12 protein-coding genes and 1 riboswitch are annotated in these 18,406 nt (G+C 53.4%); of the genes, 9 read left to right on the top strand and 3 right to left on the bottom strand.

From position 1 onward, the window contains the following. A partial coding sequence (locus tag DACE_RS17510; protein ID WP_155809130.1) for an ATP-binding protein occupies window positions 1–2,130 on the top strand: 2,130 nt, incomplete at its 5' end. A 239-nt stretch (window positions 2,131–2,369) separates the two neighbouring features. Here DACE_RS17510 and DACE_RS13185 read toward each other — a convergent pair. Further along, on the bottom strand, window positions 2,370–3,917 hold the full coding sequence (locus DACE_RS13185; RefSeq protein ID WP_006002025.1) for a M48 family metalloprotease: 1,548 nt from the start codon (window positions 3,915–3,917) through the stop codon (window positions 2,370–2,372). A 162-nt stretch (window positions 3,918–4,079) separates the two neighbouring features. On the opposite strand from DACE_RS13185, the gene DACE_RS13180 reads away from it, so the two are divergent. From DACE_RS13180 to DACE_RS13160, 5 genes are all read left to right on the top strand, one after another. Next, window positions 4,080–4,805, top strand: a complete 726-nt coding sequence (locus DACE_RS13180; RefSeq protein WP_006002024.1) for a Bax inhibitor-1/YccA family protein — start codon at window positions 4,080–4,082, stop codon at window positions 4,803–4,805. Between the two features lie 134 nt (window positions 4,806–4,939). Beyond that, the gene (locus DACE_RS13175) at window positions 4,940–5,134 is read left to right on the top strand and encodes a hypothetical protein (protein ID WP_040367451.1); all 195 of its coding nucleotides are present in this window, start codon (window positions 4,940–4,942) and stop codon (window positions 5,132–5,134) included. A gap of 215 nt (window positions 5,135–5,349) precedes the next feature. Next, on the top strand, window positions 5,350–7,170 hold the full coding sequence (locus DACE_RS13170) for a chloride channel protein (protein ID WP_006002022.1): 1,821 nt from the start codon (window positions 5,350–5,352) through the stop codon (window positions 7,168–7,170). Window positions 7,171–7,264: 94 nt separating this feature from the next. Beyond that, window positions 7,265–7,516 (top strand): hypothetical protein, encoded by a 252-nt coding sequence (locus tag DACE_RS13165; RefSeq protein WP_006002021.1) that lies wholly within the window; start codon window positions 7,265–7,267, stop codon window positions 7,514–7,516. Window positions 7,517–7,883: 367 nt separating this feature from the next. Continuing rightward, complete coding sequence (locus tag DACE_RS13160; protein ID WP_006002020.1) at window positions 7,884–9,941, top strand: LTA synthase family protein; 2,058 nt, start codon at window positions 7,884–7,886, stop codon at window positions 9,939–9,941. Window positions 9,942–10,202: 261 nt separating this feature from the next. Here the strand turns inward: DACE_RS13160 and thiC are convergent, their stop codons facing one another. Continuing rightward, window positions 10,203–11,510: a phosphomethylpyrimidine synthase ThiC gene (thiC, locus tag DACE_RS13155; RefSeq protein ID WP_006002019.1), complete on the bottom strand. Its 1,308-nt coding sequence runs from the start codon at window positions 11,508–11,510 to the stop codon at window positions 10,203–10,205. Between the two features lie 29 nt (window positions 11,511–11,539). Then, window positions 11,540–12,994 (bottom strand): bifunctional hydroxymethylpyrimidine kinase/phosphomethylpyrimidine kinase, encoded by a 1,455-nt coding sequence (gene thiD / locus DACE_RS13150; RefSeq protein ID WP_050770032.1) that lies wholly within the window; start codon window positions 12,992–12,994, stop codon window positions 11,540–11,542. A gap of 41 nt (window positions 12,995–13,035) precedes the next feature. Continuing rightward, a riboswitch (TPP riboswitch) is annotated at window positions 13,036–13,139 on the bottom strand. Between the two features lie 338 nt (window positions 13,140–13,477). On the opposite strand from thiD, the gene DACE_RS13145 reads away from it, so the two are divergent. From DACE_RS13145 to DACE_RS13135, 3 genes are all read left to right on the top strand, one after another. Then, a complete protein-coding gene (locus DACE_RS13145) occupies window positions 13,478–15,514 on the top strand; it encodes an EAL domain-containing protein (protein WP_006002017.1) in 2,037 nt (678 codons plus the stop codon). 219 nt (window positions 15,515–15,733) lie between these two features. Next, window positions 15,734–16,849 carry an alanine racemase gene (gene alr, locus DACE_RS13140; protein ID WP_006002016.1) on the top strand — a complete coding sequence of 372 codons (1,116 nt, stop codon included), beginning with the start codon at window positions 15,734–15,736 and terminating at the stop codon, window positions 16,847–16,849. Between the two features lie 63 nt (window positions 16,850–16,912). Beyond that, window positions 16,913–18,163, top strand: coding sequence for an ASKHA domain-containing protein (locus DACE_RS13135; protein ID WP_006002015.1), 1,251 nt, complete (start codon window positions 16,913–16,915; stop codon window positions 18,161–18,163). Window positions 18,164–18,406 lie beyond the last annotated feature (243 nt).

The following is an 18,406-nucleotide window of genomic DNA, read 5'->3' as shown; positions in this document are numbered from 1 at the left end:
CTGATGATCGTTTTTGGTGTCTATTTTGTTCGCGAACGCACCCGGGCCGTTGAAAGTCTGCTGTTGACCAAGGCACGCAATCTGGTTCTGGTTGGTGCGACAACCATGGAGAAGCTTCTTTCCGAGGCGGTTAAAAACGGCGAACTGACCCATGACCAATTGTTTGATACCGATTATCAGCAGATTACTGAAGGTCCTTTGGCCTACACCGATCCTCCCAAGTTTCATACCCGCTATGATCGCTACTTTGATGAACATTTCCAGGAGATTCTTGATCGCTTTGCCATGGAAGACCCCTCCGTGGTATTTGCCATTCTGGCTGATCGCAATGGGTATGTGCCGACCCACAACCAACGTTATTCGCAACCGCTCAATGGTGAGGAGATCCATGACCGTGACAATAATCGCACCAAGCGGATTTTTGACGATCCTGTGGGATTGAAAGCGGTACGCTTCCTTGGCAGTGACCAGCAACCGGTGTTGCGGCAGATCTATGAGCGTGATACCGGAGAAGTGATGTGGGATCTCTCAGCCCCGGTGATGGTTGACGGACAGCATTGGGGGGCGTTTCGCCTCGGCCTGTTGCTGGCGGAGACGGAACAGTCCATTATTCGTATGCGTGAAACGATTTTCGTTTCAACGCTGCTGATGTTGCTGGTGTCGTCTTTGACCATTGTGCTGGTAGTGCGGCGCATTCTGCAGCCGCTGGTGAGTATGACTCAAAGCGTTGAACACCTTGCCGACGGCAAGATTTATCAGGGATTTCAGATGGATTCCAATGATGAGATCGGCAAGTTGATCAAAGCGTTCAACAAAATGTCGAGCCAGTTGCAGCAGACAACTGTGTCGCGTGATTACTACGATTGCATTGTTGAGTCGATGCGTGAAGCGATGATGATTATCTCCAGCGAAGGGTTGATTAAGAGTGCCAACCAGTCTACCTGCGCTCTGTTGGGTTATAGTTGTGAAGAGTTGGTGGACCAACCGGTCGAGGTGATCTTGCCGAGCAACTGGCAAAAAGGGGCATTCAATATCAACGATTTCAGCAAACCCACTTTGCTGATGGATAAGAATGATCGGGGATGTTTTTTTCTTATCGCCAAGAGCGGCAAGAAAATAGCGGTTTCACTGTCAAGTTCGCCGATGCTGGATGATGACGGCGGGGTTTTGTCGTTGATCTGGGTGGCTCAGGACATTACGCAGCGCCGTGAAATGGAGCGGCGTCTGCAGCAGGCGTTCGAGGAGTCCTGGGCGATGGCGGAGAACCTTGAGGAGCAGAATCTTGTCTTGTCGAAAAGTCAGCAGAAGCTCGAAGAGGCTTATGCGGAGCTGAAGGCGTCACAGTTGATTATCCTTCAACAGGAAAAAATGGCTTCAGTCGGTTTGCTGGCTGCCGGCATGGCTCACGAAGTTAATAACCCGATCGGCTTCATCAACAGCAACTTGAACTCATTGAAGAAATATCTCGAAAAGATGTTGTCTTTCATTGAGGCCCAGGAAAAAGCATTGAACGAATTCCCTGACAGTGAGGGGAAACAGGAAGTGGCTGTGCTGCGCAAAAAACTCAAACTCGACTTTTTGCTTGAGGATTGTCGCGAGCTGATTGATGAATCACTTAATGGCGCTGAACGGGTGCGCAACCTGGTGCAGAATTTAAAAACATTCTCGCGTGCCGACCAGGCTGAGGAGGCCAAGGTTGATCTGAATGACTGCCTGGAGAGCACCATCAGCATTATCTGGAATGAACTGAAATACAAGGTCACTCTCAATCGTGATTACGGCGAGCTGCCCTTGACGTTGTGTTATGCACAAAAGATGAATCAGGTGTTTATGAATATCCTCGTCAATGCGGCCCATTCCATTGACAAGAAAGGTGAAATTACCATCAAGACCCGTCATGAGGATGATCATATCCGTATCTGGATAACGGATACCGGCTGCGGAATTCCCGAAGAGAATCTCAAAAAGATCTTTGAACCGTTCTATACCACCAAAGAGGTGGGGACCGGCACCGGCCTGGGTATGAGTATTGCCTATGAAATTATTGAGCAGCACCAGGGTAAGATCTATGTGACCAGTGAGGTGGGGGGTGGCACCACATTTATGATTGATCTACCGGTGGCTGAGTAGTTGCCGGTGCGGTAAAACGGACCGTGAAAACGTAAAAAGCCGGATCGGGGAGGCAACCGATCCGGCTTTTTTGTGCTTCGTAGGAAGAAAGGAGGTCAACACCTGCCTGCCACAACAGGTCTTGATGGTTATGACTTTAGCAACAGGCGTCGACAAAAAACACCGTACAACACGCATTTAATTGACTGATATGTCACAGACGGCAACTGTGCATATACACAGTTGCCGTCTGAAGCGGTTTATTCCGCAATATCGGCCTGGAGAATTTTTACGCCCAGGGCTTTGCGTTGTTTGTCCGTGGTAACCGGGCCGATGCCGGTACTCAGTGTGCGACTCGCGTCGCGCTCTATGGTGCCGGGAATGCTGGTCTGAACCCGACGTAAGCGGGAACTGTTATCCAAAAACTGGATCTGTACCACCACAGTGTCAACCGGCAGCCCGCTGTTGTTGGTTAACGCCATTGCCAGGTAACCGCTGCGATCCAGTGCCAGGTCGATATCCAGATACTTTTCGGGATGTTCACTCAGATCAAGGCGAACAAAGTCGAGGCGCGCCTGCTGACCAACCGCTGAGCTGGATTGGGCGGCTGAGGCAAACAGTTTCTTGGCCAGGTTGCGGTCGCCACGCTGCAAGGCGAATTGTCCGAGCGCCGCCTGGGCCGGTGCCGTAGGCAGAAATGCGTTACTTTTTTCCAGATCTGCACGGGCTTCATTGGTTTGGCCCAACTGTTTTTTTGCCAGCCCTCGTTGCAGGTAATAATGGAAATAGCTGTCATTGCGGGTGATGGCGCGGTCGTAGTTGATGATGGCGTCGTCGTAACGTTGCTGTTTGAAGCGAATGTCGCCGCGCAACGAATGGAACAGCGCTTCCGCCGGCTGCAGGCGCAGGGCTTTTTCAGCTAATGCCAGGGCCAAGGGCGTGTCGCCATCGCTCAGGGCTTTGCGTCCTTCATCGTAGGCCTGGTAGGCCTCGCGGTCAGCCAACAGAGGTGCCATGGCCTGTTGGTAGCTTTTGATGCCAAGGGTGCCTCCTTGGGGCAGGGTTGCTGCCGTCTGCCGGTTAGCATCGACTCGCTCCTGTGACGGGGGATGACTGGCAAAAAGACCCGTGAGCCAGTTGCTCTCGCGTCCCTCGGAAAGACGGACAAATGTCTGTTGCAGTTTAATCGCTGCACTGGGGTCATAACCTGCCCGCGCCATATAGTGCATGCCGTAATAATCGGATTCACGTTCGGCGTCACGACCGTATTTCTGGTTGACAAGTTGTGCGGCAATCGATGCGCCACTGGTGGCCAAGGCCGAATATTCGCTGTTTTCTGAGGCGATGGATGCCGCCAGTACCGCACCCTGCAGCAACATGCCGCGTTCCATCCCTTTGGCACCGTGACGGGCAGCGGCATGGACGATTTCATGACCTAAAACCGCAGCGAGTTCCGCTTCGTTGTCCAATTCCACCAACAACCCGCGATTGATGGCAATCTTGCCGCCGGGCAGCGCCCAGGCGTTGGGCGTCGAGTCGTTGATCACGTTGAATTCATACGGCAACTGTCGATCACTGACTGCCGCAAGTTTCTGACCGACCTGCTGTACGTAGCGGGTTACCTGAGGATGGGTGGTATAATCACCACCCTGCATTTGTCGACTGGGCTGATAGTTTTGCACGCCGGTATTGATTTCGGTGGATTCGCCGATCAGAGCGAATTCATTCTTGCCGGTAACCGGATTAACGGTGCAACCTGTCAGTGTGAAAAGTGCAGCAATCAAAAAAAACGCGAGCCAGCGCATCATAACGGGTCCTTTGTGAAAAACGAACGATGGCGAGAGGTGATCCCGCTATCGACAAAAGATTGGAAACTTGTTACAAACGGGAAGGTTTTTTAATTTTTCTACAAATGTTCCCCGCCGTCAAGGGGCCAGGGGAGAATAAACCCTGTCAAGGAGAGAGCACAGATGCGTACCAGTAATCCCATTCTCAAAGAGCGTGCCTTTGCCGCAGCAACGACGGATCAGGTCATGACCATTCAGGGGGCGGTCAATAAGACCATCGTGCTGTTGGCCCTGTTGGTGATTGGTGCCGGTTGGACCTGGAATCTGTTTTACAATCAGGGCCATGAGGCGATGATGCCCTGGATGATGGGCGGCGTTATCGGAGCGTTTGTCGTTGCCATGATTACGGCGTTTGTTCCCAAGTTCAGTCCGGTTTGCGGTCCGATCTATTCCGTTTTGGAAGGTTTTGCCCTTGGTGGAATCTCCGCTTTTCTGGAGCAGCGTTATCCGGGCATCGTGATTCAAGCGGTTGGTTTGACGTTTGGCGTGCTGTTCAGCTTGCTGGCGGTGTACAAATTACGCCTAGTGCGGGTAACGCAAAACTTCCGCAGTGGTGTGCTGGCTGCAACCGGCGGCATTGCCCTGGTTTATCTGGTCGGCCTCGTTGGGCGCTTCTTTGGCTGGCAAATCCCCTACATCCATGATTCCGGACCGATTGGTATTGGTTTCAGCGTGGTCGTGGTGGTGATTGCTGCGCTCAATCTGGTGCTGGATTTTGATTTTATTGAAAAAGGTGACGGACGGGCTGCCAAATACATGGAGTGGTATGCGGCGTTCGGCCTGATTGTGACCCTGGCCTGGCTCTATCTGGAAATTTTGCGACTGTTGTCCAAATTGCGCAGTCGCTAATTTTTACTGTTTTTTTTATTAAGTAATTGCAGAGGCTTGCCGGTTTTGTCGCCTTCGCCCTTTGACAAAGGGCTTTTCCGGGGGTACTCTTTTTCTAACAACGGCAAAACAGCGTTGGAGTCAGGAGGGGTGTCATGGATGTCAACGCAACAAATAACGCCACCGGCGGTCTGGCGATACTGAATCGGGCCAACGATCAGCCCAAGCTGGCGATCGAGGTTCTGGAAAAATCGATTGAAGGGACCAGTCAATTGAAGGTCGATGAGAGTGCGCAATCCGAAATGGCCGCTTTCACCGGCAAAGGGCAACGAATCAACATAACAGCTTAACCACTAACCCTTTCGTTTTGGCCCCGTACTTGATGTACGGGGCTTTTTTTGTGCCTGTTTGGCAGGGGAGGACGGCAACGGATTGGGAAAAAGGTTGTGAGAGTTGATCTCGATTTGTTTTAATAGTTTTAATGTTGCTGGATTGCTCTCATGCACCTTTTCGGCAGCGGTAGTCATTTTTTGATGTTTTTCTTTTGCGATGAAATGGGGTGCCGATGTCTTTTCCCTCCCTGTCAGATACAGTCCGCCATTGGCTGCGAACGGTTCAAGGTGGTACCGGCTTTCGCCTATTGCTGCTGTCGGCGCTGGTGGGGGCGGTGGCCGGTTGTGGTGCCCTGGCGTTTTATTTTGCCACCAATGCCGTCGATCATTACCTTCTCGGCCAGACGGCGCATTTTCATCCTCCCATTGAAGGGCATCTGGCCACTCAAGAGATGAGGCCTGTCAATACGCTGCAGATGGATGTCTCCTGGCTGTTGTATTTGATGCCGATGGTTGGCGGACTGATCAGTGGCTGGCTGGTTTATCGTTATGCACCGGAGGCGGAAGGGCACGGCACCGATGGCGCTTTGGAAGCGTTTCATCGTCGCGGTGGTCAGATTCGTGGCCGGGTCCCGTTGGTTAAAACATTGGCCTCTATTGCCACCATCGGTACGGGAGGTTCGGCCGGACGCGAGGGCCCCATTGCTCAGATCGGAGCCGGATTCGGCTCGTTTGTTGCCACGCGGCTCGGGTTGACGGTGTCGACCCGACGTATTCTGCTGCTGGCCGGTATGGCCGGAGGGATTGGCGCCACCTTTCGTTCACCTCTTGGGGGCGCCCTGTTCGCCGTTGAAGTGCTTTACCGCGATCCCGAATTCGAACATGAAGGGCTGATCCCGTCGATCATCGCGTCGATCACGGCCTATTCCCTGTTTGGTGCCGTCACTGGCTGGGAGCCATTACTGGCAACACCGCACTTTAAATTTGAGCATCCAGGGGAATTGATTCTGTATTGTGCCCTCGGCCTGGTCTGTGCGTTGTTTGGAGCGGGCTATGTTAAGGTTTTCTACGGCTTACGCGACTATTTCAAACGATTGAGGTGTCCGGCCTGGCTGAAGCCGGCACTGGGTGGTCTGTTGCTCGGTGGTCTGGCCATGATGGTTCCCCAAGTGTTGGGTTCCGGTTATGGTTGGGTGCAGGCTGCCCTGTACGGAAAGATGGCTCTGTCGGTCATGTTGGTTGTGGCCGTTGCCAAGATTGTTGCGACCAGTCTGACCATCTCTTCCGGAGGGTCGGGTGGGGTGTTTGCACCCAGTCTGGTGATTGGGGCCATGTTGGGTGGTGCGTTTGGTGCCTTGGCGGAACAGTTGTTTCCGGCATTGACGCAGGACCCTCAGGCCTACGTGCTGGTGGGGATGGCTGTTTTTTTTGCCGGGGTGGCCAATGCGCCGATTGCCACGTTGATTATGGTCAGCGAGCTGACCGGTAATTACGGTTTGCTGGCGCCCTTAATGCTGGTATGCGTGGTGGCGATGATCGCCATGCGCCGTAATGGGATCTATGAGAAGCAGGTCAATGGTCGGATTGATTCCCCGGCGCATTTTGGTGATTTCGTCATTGATGTCCTTGAAGGGGCGCGTGTCGGGGAGCTGGAAAGTAAAGGACGTGAAGCCACCTTGATTCCTGTCGGTATGACCCTGCCGGATGTGCTGCAGGCGATTTCGACGGCAAAAAGTGCTTATTTTCCGGTGGTTGATGACGATGACCGTATGTTGGGAATCTTTTCCCTTAACGATATTCGCCGTATTCTCAACGAAGAGATTCCACCCGGACTGGTGGTTGCCGGGGATATGGCAACACGCCAGGTGATTTATGCGACACCGAATGAAGCGCTGACAGAGGTGATGAAAAAAATTACCTCGCGCAACCTCGAAGAGATCCCCGTGGTTAACAGTGCGCAGCCCGATCGGGTGCTGTACATGTTGTCGCGGCGCTCGGTGTTGGCGTATTACGCTGAACAGGTGGAAAAAACGCGGGGGCAATATCAACAATAACGCAAGGAGAAAAACATGGACTCTTTGAGCAAACAACAAGGGCTGTTGTCCGAGATGATGGTCTCCGCTGGTTTTAGTCTCACTGGCACTCTCCATGAATAAATCACAGAGGCAACGGATTAAGCGGAGGATTGAAGCACAGTTGACGTGCTTTGAACGCCAGGCCCGGCAGGGACAGTTGTCGCGCGGCGATCTGCTGCGCAGTTTTCGTTTGCGAAGTGCCTTGGCCCGCGTTGACAGTGAAAGCTTTGGCCGCTGTCTACGCTGCGAGCAGCCGCTTAATTTCGATCTTTTGCAAAACCATCCTGAACGGATGATCTGTGGTGAGTGCCTGAACCGATCATAACAAACTCAAATTCTCACGACAAAAGCCCCTTCTGCAGTGATTGCAGGAGGGGCTTTTGTCTTTTAGAGGACACCGTGCGAAAATTTAGCAGGGCTGCTTGGTCAGCATTTCGTCGTATTCGTCCAACACATCGATGCCCTCGCCACAGACAGATCTCATATGTTCAAAAAACTCTACGATCTCTTCTGAATCGCGTTGTCTGCGTTAAAAAATTTGTACAATTTATGGAGGCTTCTTAGGAAAAAACTCGTCTTTTCAGCGTGTTGACTCTTGGCTTTGTTTTTGCTCAACAAAATGACGGTTTGTTTATCTCTGTCATGCGTAATGTGCTGTTGATAACGCATTTTTTGCGAAGGAGTTTTTTGCTGTGGCGTTCTTGCTGAAATTTTTCCCTTTCCCTCGCTACAATAGCCGTTTTGTCCTGTTAACCCGGTTGTTGCAACTTCTGTTGGTGGTATTTTTTCTGTTACGCCTCTATCTGACCTGGGTCAGTTGGGTGGATATCCCTAAATCGCCAGTGACCTTGCTGTTGATTTTTGGCGGTGGTCTCGTACAGGATCTGGCTTTTTCGCTCTTTGCCATTCTGCCTGCGGCTTTGCTGTTGCTGGTGATCCCGCAACGTTTGTTGGCGTCGCGCCCACTCACTCTGCTCAGCCGTCTGGTCGTGTTCTTCAGCATGACAGGGCTGGCGTTTGTGGTTGCGGCGGAAGTGCTTTTCTGGCAGGAGTTTTCCACCCGTTTTAACTTCATTGCCGTCGATTATCTGATTTATCGTCGTGAAGTGACGCAGAACATCTATGAATCTTATCCGATGGCGATTATCATTCTGTATTTGGTGGTTGCCTCGTTGATTCTGTTTAAAGTGCTGTCCGCTGCATTGACATGCTCCTTAACCGCGACGGAACCCGTCAGCCACCGCATCACCCGGTTTTCGGGCTTGGTGATTCTGGCTCTTATTGCCGGGGTCGCCTTGCCGCATGGGCTCCTCAAACGTTCGACCAATAACTATGTCAATGAACTTGCCACCAACGGGCCGTATCAGTTTGTGGCGGCTTTTCGTAACAATACTCTCAACTACCGAACGTTTTACCACCTTGGCGACGACAAGGCCCTGTCACGACAGTTACGTCGGCAATTACATGCCACCTCACCGGCGCACAATCTGTACGATATTACCCGAACGGTTGATGGTGACGGGCAAGCCCAGCCTCTCAATGTGATTCTGGTGACCGTGGAAAGCCTCAGTGCAAAATATCTTGATCATCTGCCGGATTCTTCCTCCCACTACCTGGGGCGGACCCCGTTTCTGGACCGGTTGGCGACCCAAAGTTTGTTCTTTACCAATCTCTATGCGACCGGCACCCGCACCGCCCGCGGGCTCGAAGCCATTACCCTGTCGCTGCCGCCGACGCCAGGGCGTTCCTTGGTCAAGCGACCCGATAACGGTCCTTTTTACAGCCTCGGCGGTGTGCTGAAACAGCATGGTTACGACACCGCGTTTTTGTATGGTGGCCGCGGTTTCTTTGACAATATGAATGCTTTTTTTTCCGGTAATGGTTACCGAATTGTTGACGAAGGGGATTTTTCGGACAATGAAATCACCTTTAAAAATGCCTGGGGTGTGTGTGATGAAGACCTCTATGCCAAAACCCTCCAACAAGCGGATAAGGTGTCCGGCGAGCATCGTCCTTTTTTCTTCCACTTGATGACCACCAGTAATCATCGTCCTTATACCTATCCCGATGGGAAAATTGATATCCCTTCGGGCACGGGGCGTGAAGGGGCGGTGCGCTATACGGATTATGCTCTGGAAAACTTTTTCCGCAATGCCCGTCATCACGATTGGTTTGAAAATACCATCTTCGTTGTGGTTGCCGATCACTGTGCCGGAAGTGCCGGCAAGGTTGGTTTGCCCGTCGCCCGTTACCATATCCCGCTGTTTATTTATGCGCCGAACCACATTGCCGCGGCACGTTACACGAAGATTGCCAGCCAGATCGATCTGGCTCCGACCCTGCTCGGTTTGCTGGGGATCGACTATACCAGTCACTTTTTTGGCGAAGATGTTCTGGCGCCGGGATATCAGCCGCGAGCCCTTATCGGCAACTATCAGAAATTGGGACTTTACCACAATAACCGGCTGGTGATTCTTGAGCCGCAACAGGTGATCTCGCAGATTGACGATCCCTGGCACAGTGAATCTCTTGAACCGGGCGATCCGCACGCCGCAGATGTTGAGCTTGCCGAAGCGTATTATCAGGGGGCCGACTATCTGATTCAGCGCAATTTGCATCATCGTGACCATAAATCCCGGCCCATCCCAGCGCCACGATCAACAGCTCGCAGCACATCCGTTTCGAAGCTGAATGTCAAAGGTGTGTTGGGCCATCTGTTGTTCAAGGCGGTCTGTTGCGGCAAAAAGTAACGCCCATGAGAAAGAGCGTTCTCAATCAGCTTTTCGGCACCAGTATCGCAACTGGTGTTGGTGTACTGGGCAAAGAAGGCTCCCGCGAGTCGTCTCAACAACGTTTAAAGAGCGGGGCGTGATAACAGAGCGTTGATTTAAAACTCCGGGGCCGGTGTTTTGGAGAACAAAAAAAGCCCCTGTCGCTTGATGGCGTCAGGGGCTTTGTGGTGTGATACCGACACGGTTTTGTGTCGTGTGGACAAAACAAGAAACAGTGAATTAGCTGGCCTGTTTGTCCAGCTCTTCGCGGCGCTCGTCCATCACTTTGACGGCGCACAGATCGCCGCACATGGTGCAGGCACCGTGCTCGTCGGCGGCCTTGTTGGACTCACGGCGTTCACGGGCTTTCACCGGATCGAGTGACAGCTCAAACTGTTTTTCCCAATCAAGATCCTTACGTGCCTGAGCCATGGCGTGGTCTTTTTCAATCGCGCCGGGAACCTGCTTGACGATATCTGCCGCGTGGGCGGCAATGCGGCTGGCAATGACCCCTTCATGAACATCCTGAACGTTGGGCAGGCACAGGTGCTCGCTGGGGGTGACATAACACAGAAAGTCGGCACCTGAGGAGGCGGCAAGGGCACCACCAATGGCACAGGTGATGTGGTCGTAACCGGCAGCGAGGTCGGTGACCAGGGGGCCGAGGACGTAAAACGGTGCGCCGTGACAGACCTGCTTCTGCAGCTCGATGTTGGCTTTGACCTGATCCAGAGGCACATGGCCGGGACCTTCGATCATCACCTGAATGCCGGCATCCCAGGCGCGGTTGGTCAACTCGCCGAGGATCAGCAGCTCCTGAATTTGGGCACGGTCTGTTGCATCGTGCAGGCAGCCGGGGCGAAAACCGTCGCCGAGAGACAGCACGGCATCGTAGGGGCGTACCAGCTCAAGCAGACGATCAAAATGCTCATACAGCGGGTTTTCCGCTTTGTTGAACGCCATCCACTTGGCCGTGAACGAACCACCACGCGAGACAACATCCATCATGCGCCCCTCGCGGTCCATGCGGTCCAGGGTAATCTGGGTGACGCCGCAGTGAACGGTGATGAAATCAACACCATCATCAAGGTGCTTCTTGATGCCGTCAAAAATTTCATCCACGGTCATCTGGACCATGGCTTTTTTCTTTTTGGCAATGGTGTCAACCGCGGCCTGGTACAACGGAACGCTGCCGATACAGGCGTCGGTTTCGGCAATGATGGCGGCGCGTATTTCGTCAATGGGACCACCGGTGGACAGGTCCATCAGAGCGTGGGCTCCGGCGGCAACCGCGACGCGCGCTTTTTCCATCTCATTATCGATGCTGGTGTCGTCTTTGCTGGTGCCGATATTGGCGTTGACTTTGGTGCTCATGCCTTTGCCGACGGCAAGAGGCTTGCCGTTTTTGCGTTTCACATTATGGCAGATGCAGGCGGTGCCTTCGGCGACGCGGGCGCGCAGCCATTCGGCATCAACGCCTTCAATCTCGGCAGCCTGGCGCAGCGTGTCTGTAATGATGCCCTGACGGGCGGATTCCATAAGAGTCATAGTGGTGTCCTCACATAAATGGCGTTGGTTCAACGATCACCAACGAGGGTCAATGCAGCCGTATAATGATTTACCGGGCCATGTCCGTGGCCGATGTGCGGCGCGTCGGCAATGGCGTTGGTAATAAATTGTTTGGCCTGGGTCACGGCCTGCGGTAATGAAACGCCCTGAGCCAGCAATGTGGCAATAACCGAGGCGGTGGTGCAGCCGGTGCCGTGGGTGTGCGGCGTGTCGAGCCGTTTGCCCGGCAGGGTGATGGTGGTGGTGCCGTATTGGAGTAGATCGATCGGATCCCCTTCCAGGTGACCGCCTTTGATCAGGACATTGCGCGCACCCATGGTTTGCAGGGCTTTGGCCGCCTGCTCCATGTCCGAGACCGTGGCAATCGATAGCCCGGTCAGCGTTTCTGCTTCGGGGATGTTGGGGGTCAGCAGATAAGCCTGAGGGAGCAGATCGCGGATAAACGTGTCAATCGCCTCTTGCTGTAACAGAGCCGAGCCGCCCTTGGCGATCATCACCGGATCGATGACGCACAGGGCGCCGTAACTGCGAAAGCGTTCGGCCACGGTGGCGATGATTTCGGCACTGTAAAGCATGCCGGTTTTGATGATATCGGTACCGATATCGCAGAGAACTGCGTCCAGTTGTTGCTGGACAAAGTCAATCGGAGGAGCATGGATGGCCGTGACACCAAGGGTGTTCTGGGCGGTCAGGGCGGTGAGCACGCTGCTACCGTAACTGCCGAGCAGGGTGATGGCTTTGAGATCCGCCTGAATCCCGGCGCCGCCACCGCTGTCCGATCCGGCCACGGTCAGTACCCGACCATGGGGCAGGGGCTGGTTGCGCTGAAATTGCAGGGCCAGCTCTCGGCTGGCCACCTCGGGCTGCGCATCGGACATGATGGCGGAAACAACTGCGACACTGTCGGCCCCGGCGTCAAGTACATCAGGCAGACGCGCGGCAGTGATGCCGCCGATGGCGACAACGGGCAGCGAGACGCCGGTGGCAATGGTTTTTAAATCATCAAGTCCGATATGGACGGCATCCTGTTTGGTGCCGGTGGGGTAGACACTGCCGACACCGATGTAGTCGGCTCCGTCTTGCTCGGCCTGACGGGCTAACTCAAGGGTTTGGGTGGACACGCCGATGATGGCCTTGTCGCCAAGCAGTTGACGTGCTTCGCGAATATGACCATCGGACTGGCCGAGATGAACACCGTCAGCACAAACCTCGGCAGCCAGGCGGGCGCTGTCGTTGATGATGAACAGGGCTTGAAACTCATGACACAGGGTCCTGAGTCTTTTTGCCAGTTGTTGTTGCTCGTTCAGTGGACGGATTTTGTCTCGGTATTGGACAATGCGTGTGCCGCCGCGCAGCGCCAGTTTAACGTTTTCAAGCAAAACGTTTTCCGGGCTGTCATCGGTGATTAAATAAACGCCGCGCAAAGGGATGTGTTGTGGTGTTGTCTGTAGTGATGAAATCATAAAAAAACCGCAGCCGGATAGGGCGCGGTCGAACACCATACGGTGTTGTCAGGTCGCTTCCCTACGCCGGTATAATCCGGATCAGGTTCCAAGGGTCGCTCCAATCTAACAGAGCTCTCAGTGAATCACTCCCCCAGCAGCCATCTTCGTTGTGTTTATCAAACTTTGTTCGTGTCGAGTTTGAGCCTAGTGGATTCGTATACTCCTGTCAATGCCTTCTTTAGCCGGATGTTTCGCCGATGTTATTGTGTGTAAATCACATAAAGAGCAACCGTGCTTGCACTTTTGTAACGAATGAATAAAATTAGCTCTTTGCGCGTTATCATGAGTGTCTAGATGATTTTCATTGTGTCCTTTATTTAGATTAGTGTAGTGTTGACAGGTGGCTATATATACATATAGTGTTTTTTTTACCTCCCCACGCCACATCTCGTGGTTGTGGTTTTCTCCATTCTGAACAGGGTGGTTCTCACGGAGGGCAAAGTGCAATACGCAGATCTGTTAGAGAATAGTAACGATCTGATTCAGGTCGTCGGCTTTGACGGCCGTATTATTTATGCGAACCGCATGTGGCAGGAAACGTTGGGGTATGGCAAAAATGACCTGACTCAACTGAATTTCTTTGACCTGTTGCATGCGGATTTTCATTGTGACTGCCAGGACCGCATTCAGCGCCTGATGTCTGGTGAGACAGTCCCGCGCTTTGAAGTGGAATACAAAACACGCTACGGCCATAAAATTATTGCCGAAGGCAGTATCTCTTTGTATAAGGAAAATGGCGAACCCTGTGGCATTCAGGGGTTCTTTCGTGACATAACCGCACGTAAGAAGACTGAAAAAGCGCTGCAGACGTCTGAAGAACGCTTTCGGACGATTTATGAATCGTCCGTGGCCGGTATTGCCATGCTGGCTCCTGATGGTCATTTTCTTCAGGCCAACTCCGCATTCTGTAATTTTCTCGGTTACAACGAGGAGGAGTTGCTGCAGATGAAGATCACTGATGTCACCCATCCGGATGACATCGAAGATACCTTGAGCCGGCGCAATATCGCTCGTGCCAACCGCCTTCACTCCATCGTCTGTGAAAAACGCTATATTCGCAAAGATGGCAGTGTGTTCTGGGCTCAGCTCTCCTCAACCTGGTTTTTTGATGCCAACGGCAATCCACTCTATACAGTGCCGGTGATTCAGGACATCACCCGTCGCAAAGAGGCCGAAGAGCGTATTCGTGAATTGGCTTATTACGACAGCCTGACCGGGTTGGCCAATCGGACGCTGTTTAATGATCGCCTGGATCAGGTAATGGCTCGCTCACGGCGTCGTCAGAGTCGTTTTGCCCTGATGTTCCTTGATCTCGATCGCTTTAAAGGGGTCAACGACACACTCGGTCATGCTGTTGGTGATGCCATGTTGCGCCAGGCGGCCGAGCGGTTGAACGAATGTTTGCGTGAAAATGATACAGTGGCCCGCCTGGGCGGGGATGAGTTTGTCATCATCCTTTCCGATTATAAAGAGGATGCCAATCTGCCGCGCGTTGCCGACAAAATTCTCAAAGCCCTGTCGAGTCCCTTTGATCTTGGCGTCCGGGAAGTGTATAGCTCGACCAGTGTTGGGATCGCCATCTATCCTGATGATGGTGATGAGGCAACAGATCTGTTGCGTCATGCGGATATGGCCATGTATGCGGCGAAAGAGTCCGGTGGCGACACGTTCCGTTTCTACTCGTCTGAAATGAATGCCCGGGCCGTGTCGCGTATGGATATGGAAGCCAATCTGCGCCGCGCCTTGGAACAGGAAGAATTTTTTATCGAGTATCAGCCGCAGATTGATCTGATCACCAACAAGGTAGCCGGTGTTGAGGCGCTGCTGCGCTGGCAACACCCTCAGTTGGGCGTGATTCCACCAACCCAGTTTATCGGCTTGGCGGAAGAAACCAATCTGATTCTGCCGTTGGGTGAATGGGTAATGCGGCGGGTGTTCGAGCAATGTGTCATGTGGAAACAGGAGGGCTACCTGCCGTTCCGGGTCGGCATCAATGTTTCCGGGCGTCAATTTGTCCAACCGGATTTTGTGGATATGGTCTGCCGGTTGCTCGATGAGACCGGTGCCGCTCCCGAGTTGCTGGAATTTGAAATCACTGAAAGTGTGGTGATGAAAGATGTCGATGCCGCTGTGCTGACCCTCGAAGCACTCAAAAAGCTGGGGATCAACATGGCCATTGATGATTTTGGCACCGGTTACTCGTCCTTGAGTTGTTTAAAACATCTGCCGTTGAATCGATTGAAAATCGATAAATCATTTATCTCCGATCTGCAGGACAATGCTGATGACCGGGCGATTGTCGAAGCGACTATTGCCATGGCCAAGCGCCTGGAGCTCGGCGTGACCGCCGAAGGGGTCGAGACCGAAGGGCAGTATGGTTTCGTGCAGAAACGGGAGTGTGATGAAGTGCAGGGATTCTACTTCAGTCGTCCGCTGTCACCCAGCGAAGTAGCGGATGCCTGGCTGATTAAACGCTAGGGCGTTTGGTTCGTTGTTTGTATAGATTCTGAGTCACTTTTTCTGCTGTTAAGGCCTGCGGCGGCACGCGTTCCTTGGCCCGGTAAAGCTCTTTACAGCCGGGCGGCGGCGTGGTAAAACCGCTTCATCGGATTTCAGTTCAGAAACAGGTCGCCATAGCGGCCTGTTTTCATTTCCTGCTTAGTGCACGCAACCCGTTTTACATCATTGCTGGTCGTTATGAAAGCTTATCGCCCGACTCACGTTGCTATTGACCTGGATGCCTTGCGTCACAATTACCATGTGTTGCGCGAGACCATGCGCCCTGACTGGCGCATGCTTGCCGTGGTTAAAGCTGATGCTTATGGCCATGGCGCTGTTCCCGTAGCTCGCACTCTGGAAGAGGCTGGTGCTGATCTGTTTGGCGTCGCCATTGTTGAAGAGGGTCTGGAGTTGCGTGCTGCCGGGATCACCCGGCCGATCCTTATGCTGGGTGGACCGTGGCCCGGTCAGGAGCCTGTTGTCATTGAGCACGACCTGCATGTGGCCGTTTTTGAAATAGAGCAATTGCAACGCCTTGAACACGCGGCCCGTCAAGCGGGGAAAAGCTGTTTCTGTCATCTCAAAATTGACAGCGGCATGGGCCGCCTCGGTGTTCGTGATGAACAGCTTGATGAGGTGCTTCGCTTTTTTCTCGCTTCAGAAGCGTTGCAGCTTGTCGGTATTATGACCCACTTTGCTCTGGCCGACTGCCCGGACCATCCTCTGACTGCGCAGCAGCAGGCACATTTCAAGCGTGCGCTGGCTAAGGTGCGTGATGCCGGCCTCATTCCGGAATACATCCACTCCTCCAACAGTGCCGCCACCTTCAGCGATGTCAACGGTGGCTGCAATCTGGTTCGCCCGGGGATTGCATTGTATGGTGGTCAACCCTTTGAAGATCGTACGTTGCCGCTGGAGCCGGTGATGGCTTTACGTACCGAAATCGCCCATCTGAAACAGTTGCCGACGGGCAGCGGGGTTTCCTACGGACACCGCTTTATTGCTCAGCGTCCAACGTTGATTGCGGCGATTCCTGTTGGTTATGCCGATGGCTATAATCGTCTGTTGTCCAATTGCGGTACGGCTCTGGTTCGTGGCCAGAAGGTTGCTGTTGCCGGAACCGTGTGCATGGACTGGACCCTGCTTGATGTGACCGATGTTGCCAATGTGCAATGCGGTGATCGCGTTACCTTGTTGGGTTGTGATGGCGACGAGTGTGTGCTTGCGGAGCAGTGGGCGGAAAAAGTTGGTACAATCAGCTATGAGGTGTTCTGTCAGATCAGTAAACGGGTGCCGCGCCATTATCAGCCCTAACGATCCGAATGGGATTTTTTTCAACCCTCTGGTTATCCCTCATCTTTGCAGCGGGAGTTGATTATGTCATCATCTCTGTCTTTGGCTCTGGACCTTGGAACTACCACCCTGTGTGGTCGTCTGCTTGATGGCGAAGGCCGGGTGATGGCCGAGCAGACACTGTTTAATCCCCAGATTGCATTCGGCAGCGATGTGATCCGCCGCCTTGAAGTTGCCCACGATGGCGGCGGCGAAGCGCTGGCCCGGGCGTTATTAGATGGTATTGGCCAGGTCATTGACCTGCTGCTTCAGCAGACCGGGGCTTCACGTCAGGATATTGTTCATGCCGCCGCTGCCGGTAATTCCGCCATCAGCTTGTTGCTGCAGCAACAACCGGTTGAATCCCTGCTTTTCCCTCCCCATCGCCCAGCTCAGAAAACTGGTGTCTGCCTCCCCTTGGCTGACCTTCCGGTCCCGCTTTATCTGTTTCCTCTGGTCAGTGGGTACGTTGGTGGCGACCTGGTGGCGGTGTTGTACAATCATCCCAACCCCGCGCCCGGGACTTTTTTTATTGATGTCGGCACCAATGGCGAAATGGCCCTCTATACCGGCACGCAGTGGTGGGTCAGTTCCGTTGCCGCAGGACCGGCTTTTGAAGGGGGTAACATTGCCAGTGGGATGCCCGCCGGACCGGGTGCGATCTGCCGGGTCGGGTTGGAAGATGATCGGTTGGTGTTGCACACCTGTGATGGTGGTCGACCGCAGGGGTTGTGTGGCAGCGGATTGGTGGAATTGATTGCCGTGGCTCGGCATGGCGGCTTGATTGATGCCCATGGAACCATTGTTGATGCCGATGAGGTTGAGACCAACCTGATGCGCTACCTTGTCACGGTGGAAGGGCAAGCTGCCTTGCAGTTGTATCGCGATGCGCAGCATCGTGTGCTGGTGACTCAGGAGGATATCCGTCATTTTCAATTGGCTAAAGCTGCTGTGCATGCCGGAGCTGAATGCCTGTTGGCTCGTGCGCAGATGACGGTCGATGCCTTGGACGCCGTGGTGATGACTGGGGCGTTGGGTTTTTCCTTGACGGCAGATTGTCTCAGAACTGTGGGGCTGTTGCCGGCGGCCATGATCGATAACGTGGTCTTTGAACAGGGCGGGGTGCTGAACGGTTTGGCCCGTTATCTGTGTTTGCCACAGCACGAAGATAATGTAGAGGCGTTGGCAGGTTGTTTGCGCCCTTATCCGTTGTCCGGCACCCCCCATTTCGAACGTGCATTCGTTGCGGCGATGGATTTCCCGAACTCGCCAAATGCTGGATCCAAAAAATGTTGAGCGTCGGGCCGGCTGTTGAAATAAATATTTAAGTTAATGAGTTAACAGGGTTTTTCTTGGTATGTGATGCAGGCGTTTGTTTCCGGACGTCAAAGAGATCGGAGGGCCAAGGGCGCTCTTTCAGGGAATTTTCACTTGTATCTTGGAGCGGAACCGCGTAGAAATAGGCGTTCTAAAAGGATAAATTTTGCTAGCGACTCCAAGTGTCGTATTGCTTAATCTGCTTTTTGTTTTGTGAAAGGA

It is taken from the genome of Desulfuromonas acetoxidans DSM 684 (genome assembly GCF_000167355.1).
GTDB lineage: Bacteria > Desulfobacterota > Desulfuromonadia > Desulfuromonadales > Desulfuromonadaceae > Desulfuromonas > Desulfuromonas acetoxidans.
Note: the sequence above shows the minus strand (reverse complement) of the source record. Positions and strands in the feature narration are given on the sequence as shown.

What these genes read in the sequence shown, in the direction of transcription:
- DACE_RS13185 (WP_006002025.1), bottom strand. Translation starts at nt 3,917, where the DNA reads ATGATGCGCTGGCTCGCGTTTTTTTTGATTGCTGCACTTTTCACACTG.
- DACE_RS13180 (WP_006002024.1), top strand. Translation starts at nt 4,080, where the DNA reads ATGCGTACCAGTAATCCCATTCTCAAAGAGCGTGCCTTTGCCGCAGCA.
- DACE_RS13175 (WP_040367451.1), top strand. Translation starts at nt 4,940, where the DNA reads ATGGATGTCAACGCAACAAATAACGCCACCGGCGGTCTGGCGATACTG.
- DACE_RS13170 (WP_006002022.1), top strand. Translation starts at nt 5,350, where the DNA reads ATGTCTTTTCCCTCCCTGTCAGATACAGTCCGCCATTGGCTGCGAACG.
- DACE_RS13165 (WP_006002021.1), top strand. Translation starts at nt 7,265, where the DNA reads ATGAATAAATCACAGAGGCAACGGATTAAGCGGAGGATTGAAGCACAG.
- thiC (WP_006002019.1), bottom strand. Translation starts at nt 11,510, where the DNA reads ATGACTCTTATGGAATCCGCCCGTCAGGGCATCATTACAGACACGCTG.
- thiD (WP_050770032.1), bottom strand. Translation starts at nt 12,994, where the DNA reads ATGATTTCATCACTACAGACAACACCACAACACATCCCTTTGCGCGGC.
- alr (WP_006002016.1), top strand. Translation starts at nt 15,734, where the DNA reads ATGAAAGCTTATCGCCCGACTCACGTTGCTATTGACCTGGATGCCTTG.
- DACE_RS13135 (WP_006002015.1), top strand. Translation starts at nt 16,913, where the DNA reads ATGTCATCATCTCTGTCTTTGGCTCTGGACCTTGGAACTACCACCCTG.